Source organism: Kitasatospora sp. CMC57, assembly GCF_045866025.2.
Taxonomy (GTDB): domain Bacteria; phylum Actinomycetota; class Actinomycetes; order Streptomycetales; family Streptomycetaceae; genus Kitasatospora.
Genome location: NZ_AP035881.2, coordinates 616,307 through 629,043, shown reverse-complemented (window position 1 = coordinate 629,043; position 12,737 = coordinate 616,307). Strand labels below are relative to the sequence as shown.

Below are 12,737 nucleotides of genomic sequence, written 5' to 3'. Positions count from 1 at the left end.
CACCTCCGGCTCACGGGGGAACAAGCCGGAGGTGCCGCGTCTAATGTTGCGCGATCAACTAATCTCGCGCTGAGCAGAACCTAAGTCCTGAAGACTGCCCAGGTCAAGGGCGTCGGGCAGACTCACCGTGGGTACTCCGGACGATCCTCCCGGTGACTCCGTGCACCAGCAGATCGGCGTACGGGCGGCTCGGGTCGGCCGCGAAGTGCGCCAGCTCCGCCCGGCTCCAGCCCTCCCAGAACTCGGCCAGTTCCGGCCCGTCCCGCCGCTCGCCCCGGGCCCGGGCGGCGGGCTGGTCCAGTTCCAGCCAGATCAACCGGGCCAGCAGGGGGCGCAGTTCGCGCCGCCCGGCGCCGACCCCCTCGATCAGCACCGCGGGCGCGGCGGGCACTCGGCGGCTGCCCGCGAAACGGCCCAGCTCCCAGTCATAGACTTGGTGTTCGGTGCTCTCGCCGCGGCTCAACGGGTCGAGCAGCTGGGTCCGCAGTCGCTCCGCCCAGCCGAACGGCTCGGTGTGCGTCGCCAGGTCGTCCAGGTGCACCACCGGTGCCCCGCCGAGCGCCGCCGCCAGCCTGGCGGCGAAGGTGGTCTTCCCCGATCCGGCGTGACCGTCCACCCCGAACAGCCGCACCGGACCGCAGGACGGCGGCAGTGCGCGCAGCTCGGCGGCCAGCGAAACCAGCTCGGATCGGGTCATCGCACCACTTTACGGTCGGCCCGGTCCGACGTTATGGCACAGGTGTCCGAGTGATGTGCCGATCCGGACCGTGACGGCACGCCCGGTATCGGGCATACTCACATCGCCAAGCCCAGTGAACGGGCGTTCACCGCGATCCGGTGCCGCCCCGGGCCCGATCCGCCCTGCCGTACCCGAACCCAGGGACCGGCGCCCGACCGAGGAGGCGACGTACCGTCATGACCCCCGCCGCTGCCAAGCCCGTGGACCGTCAGCTTCCCAGCGAGGAGGCCAGGGAGCTGCTCGCCCTCACCAGGGACCTGGTGCGCAACGAGCTGGAGCCACGCGCCGCCGAGGACGAGGCCGCCGGACGGTTCCCGCGCGAGGTGTTCGCCACGCTCGGCGAGGCCGGACTGCTGTCGCTCCCGTACGAGGAGCAGTACGGCGGTGGCGGCCAGCCGTACGAGGTCTACCTCCAGGTGCTGGAGGAGCTGGCGGCCGGTTGGCTGGCGGTCGGGCTCGGGGTCAGCGTGCACACGCTGTCCTGCCACGCCCTGGCCACCTTCGGCACCGACGCCCAGCGCGAGCGCTGGCTGCCCGGCATGCTGGGCGGCGAGCAGCTCGGCGCGTACTGCCTCTCCGAGCCGCAGTCCGGGTCGGACGCCGCCGCGCTGCGCACCAGGGCCGACCTGGACGGCGGGCAGTACGTGGTGAACGGCACCAAGGCGTGGATCACCCACGGCGGGCAGGCCGACTTCTACAGCACGATGGCCCGCACCGGCGTGGACGGACCGCGCGGGATCAGCTGCCTGCTGGTGCCCGGCCACAGCGCCGGTCTGTCGGCGGCCCCGCCGGAGCACAAGATGGGCATGCGCAGCTCGCCCACCGCCCAGATCCACTTCGACGGCGTCCGGGTGGACCGGGACCGCCTGGTCGGCGAGGAGGGCCAGGGCTTCCAGATCGCGCTCTCCGCGCTGGACTCCGGCCGGCTCGGCATCGCCGCCTGCGCGATCGGCGTGGCCCAGGCCGCACTCGACCTGGCGGTCGAGTACGCGGGCACCCGGCAGCAGTTCGGCCGCCCGATCGCCGAGTTCCAGGGCCTGTCCTTCATGCTGGCCGACATGGCCACCAAGGTGGAGGCCGGGCGCGCGCTCTACCTCGCGGCGGCCCGTCGCCGGGACGCCGGGATGGCGTTCTCCAAGGAGGCCGCGATGGCCAAGCTGTTCTGCACGGACGCCGCGATGGCGGTCACCACGGACGCCGTCCAGGTGCTCGGCGGGTACGGCTACACCCAGGACTACGCCGCCGAGCGGTACATGCGGGAGGCCAAGGTGCTGCAGATCGTCGAGGGCACCAACCAGATCCAGCGCCTGGTGATCGGCCGACACCTGACCGGCCGCTGACCGCGGTTCCGGCGTCCGCCGACGAGCGGACGCCGGAACCGGCCGTCAGTGCCTGACCAGGCCGGCCCGCGAACGCTGGGCGGGCACCCGCACATGGCGCTCCAACGGGCCCGAGCCCGGGGCGCTCGCGTGCGAGAAGGGGCTGGTGCGCCAGTCGAACTCGGCGGGGGAGCTGCCCAGCGCCAGGCTCTCGACGGTGGCGTGCTCGATCGAGTCGCACTCCGTCAGGTCCGCGGTCGGGGCGCCGGTGCCGGGGCACAGCGCGGGGGAGAAGGGATGCCAGGCGGTCGGCAGCACCGCGTGCTGCGGCAGCCGCTCCTCGTCGCCCAGCAGGGCGATCGGGCGGTCGCACTCGGGGCAGTGCACCCGGAAGATGTCCCAGGTCTCGAGCTCGCCCGGGTCCACCCCCGGGAAGTCGTCGAGGTCGAAGCGTTCCTCGTCCTCCGCAGCGGTGCGGGAGGGCTGTTCGGCAGCAGGCATTGATCCCCCTCGGATGGGGCCCGGCCGACGTCGGCCCTGGCCAAGAGCACCATTTCCCGCTGACGGGGCCTCATAATCCTGCGTTCCGACGCAGCATGATGCACGTCGTGTGGCGCTCGCCACATTCACGCGGCATGTGCCGGAGCGTGCGCCCCCCGACCCGGTCACCCGACCCGGCCCCTGACCGTTCTCGGCCGGAACGCCCCCTGGTGTCGGCGGCCGGCTGCGCGGGGCAGTAGGTTTGCGCACTGTGGAGGATCTCGACCAACGCATCGTTCAGCTGCTCCTCGAGGACGGCCGGATGAGCTACACGGACCTGGGCAAGGCCACCGGCCTGTCCACCTCGGCGGTGCACCAGCGCGTGCGCCGCCTCGAACAGCGTGGGGTGATCCGCGGCTACACGGCGATCATCGACCCGGACGCGGTCGACCTCGCGCTCACCGCCTTCATCTCGGTCAAACCCTTCGACCCCAGCTCCCCGGACGACACCCCGGACCGGCTGGCCGGTCTGCCGGAGATCGAGGCCTGCCACAGCGTCGCCGGCGACGAGAACTACATCCTCAAGGTCAGGGTCGGCGCCCCCGGCGACCTGGAGGACCTGCTCGCCCGGATCCGCAGCGCGGCCGGGGTGTCCACCAGGACCACGGTGGTGCTCTCCACCCCGTACGAGGCGCGGCCGCCCAAGCTGTAGGGGCTGTCCGACAGCCCCGTGACCCCGGTACCGGAGCAGCACCCGTGCGGGTGCAGACTTGTGCCCCATGAGCGCATCCACCACCCGCCGGACCGTGCTGCTGCGCGGCGGTTCCGTCTACAGCCCCGCCGACCCGTTCGCCACCGCGATGCTGGTCGAGGGGGAACACATCGCCTGGGTCGGCAGCGACGGCGCCGCCGAACCGTACGTGGCGACCGCCGACGAGGTGATCGAGCTGGACGGCGCGCTGGTCACCCCGGCGTTCGTCGACGCGCACGTGCACACCACCTCGGCCGGCCTCGCGCTGACCGGCCTCGACCTGACCGGCTGCCCCTCGCTGGCCGAGGCGCTCGCCGCCGTCGCGGCCTTCGCCGGCGCCGCCGGTCCCGGCATGGTGATCGGGCACGGGTGGGACGAGACCAAGTGGCCCGAGGGCCGCCCGCCGACCCTGGCCGAGCTGGACGCCGCCGCCGGGGGCGCCGCGCTCTACCTGTCCCGCACCGACGTGCACTCCGCGCTCGCCTCCACCCCGCTGCGCGAGCTGACGGAGGGTCTGGCCGGCCGCGCCGGGTACGAGGCCGAGGGCCCGCTCAGCCGGGACGCCCACCACGCCGTCCGTCGCGCCGCCCTCGCCCACCTGACGGCGGATCAGCGCAGGGCCGCCCAGCAGGCCGCCCTGACCCGGGCCGCCTCGCTCGGCATCGGCGCCCTGCACGAGTGCGCGGGCCCCGACATCTCCTCCGAGCAGGACTTCACCGAACTGCTCGCGCTGGCCGCTGCCGGCACCGGGCCGGAGGTCTTCGGCTACTGGGGCGAACTCGCCCCCGCCGGGGTCGAGACCGCCCGCCGCCTCGGGGCCCTGGGAGCGGCCGGGGACCTCTTCGTCGACGGCGCACTCGGCTCGCACACCGCCTGCCTGCACGCCCCGTACACCGACGCCGAGCACACCGGGGCCGCGTACCTGACGGCCCGGCAGGTCGCCGACCACGTGGTGGCCTGCACCGAGGCGGGCCTCCAGGCCGGGTTCCACGCCATCGGTGACGCAGCACTGACCACCGTCCTGGACGGTGTCCGGGCGGCCGCCGACCGGGTCGGCCTGGACCGGGTGCGGGCCCGCCGGCACCGGATCGAGCACGCCGAGGCCCTCGACGAGAAGGCCGTCGCGGCCTTCGCGGAGCTCGGCCTGACCGCCTCCGTCCAGCCCGCCTTCGACGCCGCCTGGGGCGGCCCCGACGGCATGTACGCCCAGCGCCTGGGCGCCGAGCGCGCCGCCGGCCTGAACCCCTTCGCCGGGTTGCTGCGGGCCGGCGTCCCGCTGGCCTTCGGCTCGGACGCCCCGGTCACCCAGCTCGACCCCTGGGGCACCGTCCGCGCCGCCGCCTTCCACCAAACCCTGGAGCACCGGATCTCGGTCCGGGCCGCCTTCACCGCCCACACCCGGGGCGGCTGGCGGGCGATCGGCCGGGACCAGGACGGCGTGCTGGTCCCCGGCGCCGTGGCCAGCTTCGCGGTCTGGGCGGCGGCCGACCTGGTCGTCCAGGCCCCCGACTCCCGGGTGGCCGGCTGGTCCACCGACCCCCGCTCCGGCACCCCGGGACTCCCCGACCTCACCCCGGGCGAGCCCCTCCCCACCTGCCTGCGCACCGTGGTCCGGGGCCGTACGGTCTTCACCGCCTGAGAGCACCGGACCCCCGGCGACGGTGTGCCCCCACTCCGGGGTACCGTCTTCCGACCAGGATGGACCTGCACAGACAGAGAGGTGGTGCGCAGATGGCACTGCCCGTCGAGCAGGAGCACCCCGTGACGGAGCCCGACCCGGAGCCCTCCGCCCCCCGACCAGGGCGGGCCGCCCGGCTGGTGGCCGGGCTGCCCAGGACGGGCCTCGCGGTGCTCTGCGGTCTGCTGCTGGCGCTGGCCTTCCCGCCGTACGACCTCTGGCCGCTCTCGCTGGTCGGGGTGGCCGGGCTCTCGCTGCTGACCCGGGGGCGTACGGCCCGTCAGGGGGCGTGGACGGGCTTCGCGTTCGGGCTGCCGTTCTTCCTGCTGCTGCTCTGGTGGCTGCGGGTGATCGGCCTGGACGCGACCATCGGTCTGTCGGTGATCGAGGCGCTGTTCGTGGCGGCCCTGGGCGCCGGACTGGCCGCCACCTCCCGCCTGCCCGGCTGGCCGGTCTGGGCGGCCTGCCTCTGGGTCACCCAGGAGTGGGCCAGGGACCGGCTGCCGCTCGGCGGCTTCCCCTGGGGCCGGCTGGCCTTCGCCAACACCGCCACGCCCTTCACCCCGCTGGCGGCGCTCGGCGGGGCACCGCTGGTGACCTTCGCGGTCGCGCTCTGCGGCACCCTGCTGGCCTGGGCCGCGCTGCGCCTGCGCCGGGGGCCGGGCCGGGCCCCGGTGACCGCCGCGCTGGCGGCCGGCGGTGCGGTGGCGGTCCTGCTGGCGGGGTACCTGGTGCCCGTCCCGACGGCCGCCGCCGAGACCGTCAAGGTTGCGGTGATCCAGGGCAACGTGCCCAACCCCGGCATGCACTTCCTCGGCACCCCGATGACCGTGCTCAAGAACCACGCCAAGGAGACCGAGCAGCTCGCCGCCGAGGTCGCGGCCGGCCGCGCCGAGCGCCCCGACGTGGTGATCTGGCCCGAGAACTCCTCCGACTTCGACCCGTTCACCAGCCCCGAGGCGTACGAGCGGATCGACGCCGCCGTGAAGGCGATCGGCGTCCCGGTCCTGGTCGGCGCGCTGGTGGACGGCCCGGACGAGCAGCACGTGCTCAACCAGGGCATCGTCTGGGACCCGGGGACCGGCCCGGGCGCCTCGTACACCAAGCAGCACCCGGTGCCGTTCGGCGAGTACGTGCCGTTCCGGGACCAGCTGTCCAAGGTGATCACCCGGCTCCAGCAGGTCGCCCGGGACTTCTTCCCCGGCACCAGCAGCGGCGTGCTCCAGCTCGGCCCGGCCCGGATCGGTGACGTGATCTGCTTCGAGGTCGCGTACGACGAGATCGTCCGCGACACCGTCAACCAGGGCGGCCGGGTGCTGGTCGTGCAGACCAACAACGCCACCTACGCCAAGAGCGGCCAGCCGGACCAGCAGCTGGCGATGTCCCGGCTGCGCGCGGTCGAGCACGGCCGGGCCGTGCTGATCGCCGCCACCAGCGGGATCAGCGCGATCGTGGCGCCGGACGGTTCGGTGACCCAGCACACCGAGGAGCTGACGGCGGCCCAGCTGAGCGCGGTCGTCCCGCTGCGTGACGGCCGGACCCTGGCCGACCGGGTCGGTGCCGCCCCGGAGTGGACGCTCGCCATGGCGGGCCTGCTGGGCTGCGGCCTGGCGGTGCTGGGCGCGCTCCGTCGGCGCCGGAACGGCGGAACACCGGCCGCGTCCTAGCCGTTGTGCCAGGTGGTGCCCCGTAGCCGGGCCGGATCAGCCGGTCGGGCGGTGGATCGGGCGCCACGATGGAGTGGATCCGTACCGTGAGCCAGCACGTTCCCCCGGCCCCCTCGGCACCGACAGCACCGCGCGGGCGGGTGCGGCGGTTCCTGCCGCTGTCCGTCGCCGCCTGGCTGGTGGTGGAGATCTGGCTGCTGACCGTGGTCGCCTCGGCGACCAGCTGGTTCGCCGTCCTGCTGCTGTTGCTCGGTGGGTTGGTGCTGGGTGCCTGGCTGGTCAAGCGGGCCGGGCTGAAGGCGATCTCGGCGGCGATCGAGCAGAGCAGGCAGCCGCAGTCCCAGCAGCCGCAGACCGGCACCAGCATGACGGTGCTGGCGGGCATGCTGCTGATGTTCCCCGGCTTCCTGTCGGACGTGCTCGGCCTCTCGTTGCTCTTCCCGCCGACCAGGGCGCTCTGGCGGGTGTTGGGCCGCAGGTTCACCAGTACGGCGCTGCGCTCGACCGCGCCGGTGGGCGCCGACCGGCTGGCCGACGCGGTGCGGTTGCAGGAGCAGATCCGGATCCACCGGCCGGACGGCAAGGTGATCCAGGGCGAGGTGGTGGACCCGGCGCAGCCGTCCGGTCCTTCCACCGACTACCGGCCGCCGATCGACTGAGGCCTGGTGCGCTGGGTCTGCCCGGGCAGACCCAGCGCACCGGACGGGAAAAGCCGAGGGGCCCGGGCTTCGGGAGAAGCTCGGGCCCCTTCGGGTTCGGTGGCCGCTGCGGGCGGCGCTGGGTCAGGCGCTCTTGCGGGTGTCGCGGGGGTGGACCGCGAGGTTCATCCCGCCGGAGCGGAGTACGGCCAGGCGCTCTGCCAGGACCTCCTCCAACTCCTCCCTCGTCCGACGCTCCATCAGCATGTCCCAATGGGTGCGCGTCGGCTTGGTCTTCTTCTCCTCCGGCTCATCACCGTCCAGCAGCATGGCCTCCTGGCCACAGAAACGGCATTCCCAGGCCGAGGGAATCTCCGCCTCAACGGAGAAAGGAACCTCGAATCGGTGTCCGTTCTGACATGCGTACTCAACGGTCTGGCGGGGAGCCAGATCAATTCCACGGTCGGTCTCGTAGCTAGTGGCCCCGAGTCGCGTGCCGCGGAGAGCTCGCTCGCTCATGAATCGTGCCTCCCGGGCTTATGGCCCACAGGACTAGTGGTCGCTGTCATCGTCGTTCGGTCAACGCTCGGCCGTCGACGAAGATTCCCGTCCGGGGACATGCGTCGCCTGTCGTACCGCCACTGTTTGTACCCATCGTCGCCCGATTTGTCACATCTGAACGGATTTATCACCCAGCGTGTCATCAAATGTGCGGAGAGCGACCCGGTGACAGGTGGCGCGCCAGCTTACCGCTGTCCGCTCACCACACCGGACGCGGGCGGACCGCTGGGGGTTCCTTCGGCATTTCGGGGACGCTCGACGGGGTACTGGCCGAGGACTCGACCTTCAGGTCGTCCGCCGACGCCTCGGTCCTGGTGTCCCGGTGCGGCAGCAGGCTGATCACCGCCTCCCGGTGGGCGGCCGGCGCCTCGTCGTCCAGCGGGTCCACAGTGACCGGCACCTGGAGGCGGACCGGGGCGGACGCGCCGATCCGGGCGTAGCCCCGGCCCGGCGGAGTCTGGGTGGCCGGGGTGATGTCCAGCGGCCCGGCCAGGACGGCTTCGGCGGTGCCCGGGGTGGTCGGGCCGAGCACCACCCGGGCCCGGGTGGTGGCCCGGACGGTCGGCGAGATCCGGTCGTACGCGGTCAGGTCGTCGGCGACCACGACGGTGACCCGGGCCGCCCGGCCGTGCCGGAGCGGCAGCTCCAGCAACTCCTGCGGATCGGGCCTGCCCTCCGCGTGCGCCAGCTCGGTCAGCTCGGTGGGGTGGTCGAGCAGCAGCCAGAGCGGGCGGGTGACGTCCTCCGGGACCGCCACGCCGTGGTGGCGGGCGGCGTTGAGGGCGGTGAGCCGCCGTTCGGTCTCCTGGGCGGCCCACTCCAGCGCGGCCAGCGCGCCGTGCAGGCTGGTCTCCACCGTGTGCACGCCCGGCCGGTTGACCAGGCAGGCGTGCTCGCCCGTACCGGCCCCGTCGATCACCATCAGGTCGCCGTGCCGCAGCGCCTGGAGGGCGACCGAGCGGATCAGGGTGGAGGTGCCGGAACCGGCGGAGCCCAGTGCCAGCAGGTGCGGCTCGGAGGAACGGGCGCCGGTACGCCAGACCACCGGCGGCTGCTGGACGGTACTCCCGCCCTGGGCGACCGGGATGGTGCGGTGGCTGCCGTGGTCGTCGGTGAAGCCGAGCACGATCTCGCCGGGCGTGGTGACGAAGGGCTGGGCGAGGATGTCGGTGGCCAGTGGGGCGAGCGCGGTGACCCGGAGCCGGTTGGACTCCTCGTCCCAGTCGAAGCGGTACTCCCTGGACCGGCCGGCCTTGCCCTGGATGACCTGCTCCACCCGGGCCCGGGCGGCGGGCTCGGTGTCGGTGAAGTAGGCCGGGTAGACCAGGTCCAGGCCGGCCAGTCGGCCCTCGTCGTCGAACTCCCAGGTGCTGAACGCGTCCTGGTAGCGGCCCTCGGGACCGTACAGCGGGCTGAACTCCTCCGGTGCGGCCAGGTAGGGCGTGAGGGCGGCGTACAGCGCGGACAGTTTCAGTTCGACGGCGTCCGGCTCGGCCGCGGCGGCCGGGGCCTTGGGGGAGCGGCCGACCCACGCGGCGCTGGCCATCAGGGCGACCAGGGCGCCCAGGGGCCCGTGCGGGAGGAGGAAGACGCCGAGCAGGGCGGCGGCGGTGAGGAAGACCGTCGGACCGCGCTTCTCCTTGGGAGTGGCGGCCCAGCGGGCCTTCACCCAGTCGGCGTGGTGCCGCAGGCCGCGGCCGATCAGGGTGAGCGGGGCGAACATGTCGGCGGCGTGGTCGCCGGCGGTCCGGGCCAGGTCGCGGCCGCGGCTTAGATGGCGGGTCAGGGACATTCGGGACTTCTCCCCGGGCAGCTCGGGACGGGTTGGGGGGTGCGCACGGCCCGGGGCGGTTGGGAGCCGCACCCGGGCCGGAGGAGGGACTGAGCCGTCGTCAGAACTTCAGGCCACCGAGCAGGCTCGCCAGGCTCGCGCCGCCCGCCTGGATGCTGGGTGCGATCGAGGACCCCGCGATGTAGAAACCGAGCAGCGCGCACACCACCGCGTGCGAGATCTTGAGGCCGTCCCGCCGGAAGAACAGGAAGGCGATGGTGCCGAACAGGACGATGCCGGAGATGGAGAGAATCACGCGACTGCTCCTCGATCTGGGGACGGCGGGGACGCATATAAAGAAAAAAGGCGTAACCGAAAGTGCCCTAATCGTGACAAAAAGTAATAGATGATGGAACGTGGCAAACGGGTGGATCTCACCGAACCGCCTGCCTGGGGCGTAAACGGGCGGCAAAATTCGCCCGAACGGCCGCCCGGCCCACCCCGTCCCGTGTCGTCCGCTACGGTGCGGTACGGCACTACCGACCCGATCCGAGAGGGCCCAGTCATGGCCGACTCCGCACCCCAGACCCCGGACGCCGAGGTCATCGCACTCGCCGGCAAGCTCTTCGACGCGGCCCGCGCGGGCGACACCGCGCTGCTCACGGCCTACCTGGACGCCGGCGCCCCCGCCGACCTGGCCAACGACCGGGGCGACACCCTGGTGATGCTGGCGGCGTACCACGGTCACGCCGAGACCGTCCGGGTCCTGCTGGCGCACGGCGCCGATCCGGACCGGGTGAACGACCGGGGTCAGACCCCGCTGGCCGGTGCCGTCTTCAAGGGCGAGGCCGAGGTGATCACCGCCTTGCTGGACGGCGACGCCGACCCGCGCGCCGGGGCACCCACCGCGATCGAGACCGCCCGGATGTTCGGCAAGGACGACCTGGTGGCCCGCTTCGAACAGCGCTGAGCAGGGCCTTAGGCTTGGCGACCATGGAGATACGCACCACCGGTTACGGACACCCCGACGCCGCGAAGCTCGCGGCCGAGGTCCAGCAGGAGTACGTCCAGCGGTACGGCGAGATGGACCTGACGGTGATGCACCCGGACCACTTCGATCCGCCCGCCGGGTTGTTCGTGGTCGGCTACCTGGACGACGTGCCGGTGGCCTGCGGCGGCTGGCGGGTCAAGCAGGCCGGGCCCGACGACGTACGGGACGGCGACGCCGAGTTGAAGCGGATGTACGTCTCCGCGAGCGCCCGGGGCCGGGGGCTGGCCCGGGCGGTGCTGCGGCACCTGGAGCGGACCGCCGCCGAGGCGGGGCTGACCCGGCTGATCCTGGAGACCGGCACCGAGCAGCCGGAGGCGATCGCGCTGTACGGCTCCGAGGGCTACCTCCCGATCACCAAGTTCGGGTACTACCGGGACTCCCCGGAGAGCCTCTGCTTCGGCAAGAAGATCGGCTGAGGCCGGGCCCTTCGAAGCCACGATGAAGCCGGGACCGTACCGAACGGGCCCGGCTTCGCCGTCTCCGGCCGGGCCCGGGCGTCATAGCCTGGAGGCGGTACGGAGGTGAGCGGGATGTCGAAGGTACGGCCGACCGATGAGCTGCTGGCCGCCCGGATCGCCGCGCAGACCGTGGTGCTGGCCGGTCTGGAGCCGCTGGTCCGGGTCGACGGGCCGGACGCGGTGCACAGGATGCGGGTCAGCTGCCGACGGCTGCGGAGCGCCCTGCGCGAGTACGACGGGCCCGACCTGGCAGCGGCGGCCGGCTTGCGGCGGCTCGGGCAGGTGCTCGGTCCGGCCAGGGATGCCGAGGTGCTCGGGGTGGCCCTGGTCGCCGAGGCACGGGCGCTGCCGCCGGAGTGCGGGCCCGAGCTGATCGCGGCCGAAGTGGCCGGATGGGCCGGGCGGCGGGCGGCGACGACCCGCCCGGAGGTGCTGGCGGCGCTGGACAGTGCCTGGTACCGGGCGCTGTTGGGCGAGCTCGGCGAGCTGTCGGTCCGGCCACCGGACGGTACCGGCCTGCCGCCGTACCGGAAGCTGGCGCGGCGGGCCGAGCGCCGGGTCGCCCGGCGGCTGCACGCGGCCCGTGGTCTCACCGGCGCGGCCAGGGACACCGCGCTGCACCGGGCCAGGAAGGCGGCCAAGCGGGCCCGCTACCTGGGGGAGACGGCGGGGGCGGCCGGCCTGACCCGGCGGATGACGGCGGTGCAGGACGCGCTGGGAGCGCACCAGGACGCGGTGGTCGCCCGGCAGGTCCTACGGGAGCTGGCGCGGACCGGGCACCCGTTCGAGTACGGCGTGCTGTACGCGCGGCAGTCGGCGGTCGACTGCGTACCCGAGGAGATCGAGAAGCTGCTGCGGAGGGGCTGAAGGCTCAGAGCCCGGCCGAGCGGGCCGCTCCGGCGAGCAGGTCGCGGAGCATCGGGGTGGTGAGGCGGCCGGTGTTCGTGTTGCGCGGGCTGACGTGGTAGCAGCCGATCAGTTCGAGCGGTGGGCCGCCGTCGGTGGCGGGGAGGACGACCCGGGCGCCGTGGCCGAAGGCGGGCCGGGGACGGGGGATCTGCCAGCCCGCCGTGGCCAGCGCGGGGAGCAGCGCCTGCCAGGCGAAGCCGCCGAGCGCGACCACGGTGCGGACGGTCGGCCGGAGGAAGGTCAGCTCCCGGGCGATCCACGGGCGGCAGGTGTCCCGCTCCTCGGTGCTCGGCCGGTTGTCGGGCGGCGCGCAGCGCACCGGGTCGGTGATCCGGACGCCGTACAGCTCCAGGCCGTCACCGTGCACCACCGAGGTGGGCCGGTTGGCCAGCCCGAGGTCGTACAGCGTGGCGTAGAGCAGGTCGCCGGACGGGTCGCCGGTGAAGATCCGCCCGGTCCGGTTGGCGCCGTGTGCGGCGGGGGCCAGGCCGACCAGCAGCAGGGCTGCGTCCGGCGGGCCGAACCCCGGGATCGGGCGGGCCCAGTAGTCCCACTCCAGGTACGCGCGGCGTTTGACCCGGGCCGCCTCCTCGCGCCAGGTGACCAGGCGGGGGCAGGCCCGGCACCCGGTGACCTCCCGGTCGAGGGTGGTGAGGTCGGGCAGGAGGTGGGCCTGTGCTGGGTGCATGGCATCGATCCTAGGGACCGGTGGCGC

14 protein-coding genes are annotated in these 12,737 nt (G+C 73.5%); 8 read left to right on the top strand and 6 right to left on the bottom strand.

Translation table 11 applies throughout. The features are described 5' to 3' along the window. Positions 1–103 precede the first annotated feature (103 nt). A complete protein-coding gene (locus ACKUU6_RS02995; protein WP_407986839.1) occupies positions 104–697 on the bottom strand; it encodes a uridine kinase family protein in 594 nt (197 codons plus the stop codon). Between the two features lie 218 nt (positions 698–915). Here ACKUU6_RS02995 and ACKUU6_RS02990 point away from each other — a divergent pair, with 218 nt between their 5' ends. Beyond that, complete coding sequence (locus ACKUU6_RS02990) at positions 916–2,079, top strand: acyl-CoA dehydrogenase family protein (RefSeq protein WP_407986838.1); 1,164 nt, start codon at positions 916–918, stop codon at positions 2,077–2,079. Positions 2,080–2,124: 45 nt separating this feature from the next. Here ACKUU6_RS02990 and ACKUU6_RS02985 read toward each other — a convergent pair whose 3' ends face one another. After that, positions 2,125–2,559 (bottom strand): hypothetical protein, encoded by a 435-nt coding sequence (locus ACKUU6_RS02985; protein ID WP_407986837.1) that lies wholly within the window; start codon positions 2,557–2,559, stop codon positions 2,125–2,127. Between the two features lie 250 nt (positions 2,560–2,809). Between ACKUU6_RS02985 and ACKUU6_RS02980 the strand changes: the two genes are divergently transcribed. The 4 genes from ACKUU6_RS02980 to fxsA all read left to right on the top strand — a co-directional run bounded on the left by ACKUU6_RS02980 (position 2,810) and on the right by fxsA (position 7,293). Beyond that, the gene (locus tag ACKUU6_RS02980) at positions 2,810–3,250 is read left to right on the top strand and encodes an Lrp/AsnC family transcriptional regulator (protein ID WP_407986836.1); all 441 of its coding nucleotides are present in this window, start codon (positions 2,810–2,812) and stop codon (positions 3,248–3,250) included. Between the two features lie 67 nt (positions 3,251–3,317). Then, the gene (locus tag ACKUU6_RS02975) at positions 3,318–4,928 is read left to right on the top strand and encodes an amidohydrolase (protein WP_407986835.1); all 1,611 of its coding nucleotides are present in this window, start codon (positions 3,318–3,320) and stop codon (positions 4,926–4,928) included. Between the two features lie 92 nt (positions 4,929–5,020). After that, on the top strand, positions 5,021–6,634 hold the full coding sequence (gene lnt / locus ACKUU6_RS02970; RefSeq protein ID WP_407986834.1) for an apolipoprotein N-acyltransferase: 1,614 nt from the start codon (positions 5,021–5,023) through the stop codon (positions 6,632–6,634). Between the two features lie 86 nt (positions 6,635–6,720). After that, positions 6,721–7,293 carry an FxsA family membrane protein gene (fxsA, locus tag ACKUU6_RS02965; protein ID WP_407986833.1) on the top strand — a complete coding sequence of 191 codons (573 nt, stop codon included), beginning with the start codon at positions 6,721–6,723 and terminating at the stop codon, positions 7,291–7,293. A 123-nt stretch (positions 7,294–7,416) separates the two neighbouring features. On the opposite strand, the gene ACKUU6_RS02960 is transcribed toward fxsA, so the two are convergent. The 3 genes from ACKUU6_RS02960 to ACKUU6_RS02950 all read right to left on the bottom strand — a co-directional run bounded on the left by ACKUU6_RS02960 (position 7,417) and on the right by ACKUU6_RS02950 (position 9,920). Continuing rightward, the gene (locus ACKUU6_RS02960) at positions 7,417–7,791 is read right to left on the bottom strand and encodes an RNA polymerase-binding protein RbpA (protein WP_345286024.1); all 375 of its coding nucleotides are present in this window, start codon (positions 7,789–7,791) and stop codon (positions 7,417–7,419) included. A 241-nt stretch (positions 7,792–8,032) separates the two neighbouring features. Then, on the bottom strand, positions 8,033–9,625 hold the full coding sequence (locus ACKUU6_RS02955) for a hypothetical protein (protein ID WP_407986832.1): 1,593 nt from the start codon (positions 9,623–9,625) through the stop codon (positions 8,033–8,035). 100 nt (positions 9,626–9,725) lie between these two features. Beyond that, positions 9,726–9,920, bottom strand: coding sequence for a hypothetical protein (locus tag ACKUU6_RS02950; protein ID WP_407986831.1), 195 nt, complete (start codon positions 9,918–9,920; stop codon positions 9,726–9,728). A 249-nt stretch (positions 9,921–10,169) separates the two neighbouring features. Between ACKUU6_RS02950 and ACKUU6_RS02945 the strand changes: the two genes are divergently transcribed. The 3 genes from ACKUU6_RS02945 (at position 10,170) to ACKUU6_RS02935 (ending at position 11,980) form a co-directional block, all read left to right on the top strand. Further along, complete coding sequence (locus ACKUU6_RS02945; protein WP_407986830.1) at positions 10,170–10,574, top strand: ankyrin repeat domain-containing protein; 405 nt, start codon at positions 10,170–10,172, stop codon at positions 10,572–10,574. 23 nt (positions 10,575–10,597) lie between these two features. Then, entirely contained in the window at positions 10,598–11,071 is a 474-nt protein-coding gene (locus ACKUU6_RS02940) for a GNAT family N-acetyltransferase (protein WP_407986829.1), read from the top strand. A gap of 114 nt (positions 11,072–11,185) precedes the next feature. Continuing rightward, the gene (locus ACKUU6_RS02935) at positions 11,186–11,980 is read left to right on the top strand and encodes a CHAD domain-containing protein (protein ID WP_407986828.1); all 795 of its coding nucleotides are present in this window, start codon (positions 11,186–11,188) and stop codon (positions 11,978–11,980) included. Between the two features lie 4 nt (positions 11,981–11,984). On the opposite strand, the gene ACKUU6_RS02930 is transcribed toward ACKUU6_RS02935, so the two are convergent. Beyond that, positions 11,985–12,710 carry a uracil-DNA glycosylase gene (locus ACKUU6_RS02930; protein WP_407986827.1) on the bottom strand — a complete coding sequence of 242 codons (726 nt, stop codon included), beginning with the start codon at positions 12,708–12,710 and terminating at the stop codon, positions 11,985–11,987. Between the last annotated feature and the right edge of the window lie 27 nt (positions 12,711–12,737).

Bases quoted from the DNA above. Each gene is read 5' to 3' on its own strand.
- ACKUU6_RS02935 (WP_407986828.1), top strand. From the start codon at position 11,186: ATGTCGAAGGTACGGCCGACCGATGAGCTGCTGGCCGCCCGGATCGCC.
- ACKUU6_RS02960 (WP_345286024.1), bottom strand. From the start codon at position 7,791: ATGAGCGAGCGAGCTCTCCGCGGCACGCGACTCGGGGCCACTAGCTAC.
- ACKUU6_RS02940 (WP_407986829.1), top strand. From the start codon at position 10,598: ATGGAGATACGCACCACCGGTTACGGACACCCCGACGCCGCGAAGCTC.
- ACKUU6_RS02945 (WP_407986830.1), top strand. From the start codon at position 10,170: ATGGCCGACTCCGCACCCCAGACCCCGGACGCCGAGGTCATCGCACTC.
- ACKUU6_RS02985 (WP_407986837.1), bottom strand. From the start codon at position 2,559: ATGCCTGCTGCCGAACAGCCCTCCCGCACCGCTGCGGAGGACGAGGAA.
- ACKUU6_RS02930 (WP_407986827.1), bottom strand. From the start codon at position 12,710: ATGCACCCAGCACAGGCCCACCTCCTGCCCGACCTCACCACCCTCGAC.
- ACKUU6_RS02995 (WP_407986839.1), bottom strand. From the start codon at position 697: ATGACCCGATCCGAGCTGGTTTCGCTGGCCGCCGAGCTGCGCGCACTG.
- ACKUU6_RS02975 (WP_407986835.1), top strand. From the start codon at position 3,318: ATGAGCGCATCCACCACCCGCCGGACCGTGCTGCTGCGCGGCGGTTCC.
- ACKUU6_RS02990 (WP_407986838.1), top strand. From the start codon at position 916: ATGACCCCCGCCGCTGCCAAGCCCGTGGACCGTCAGCTTCCCAGCGAG.
- ACKUU6_RS02955 (WP_407986832.1), bottom strand. From the start codon at position 9,625: ATGTCCCTGACCCGCCATCTAAGCCGCGGCCGCGACCTGGCCCGGACC.
- lnt (WP_407986834.1), top strand. From the start codon at position 5,021: ATGGCACTGCCCGTCGAGCAGGAGCACCCCGTGACGGAGCCCGACCCG.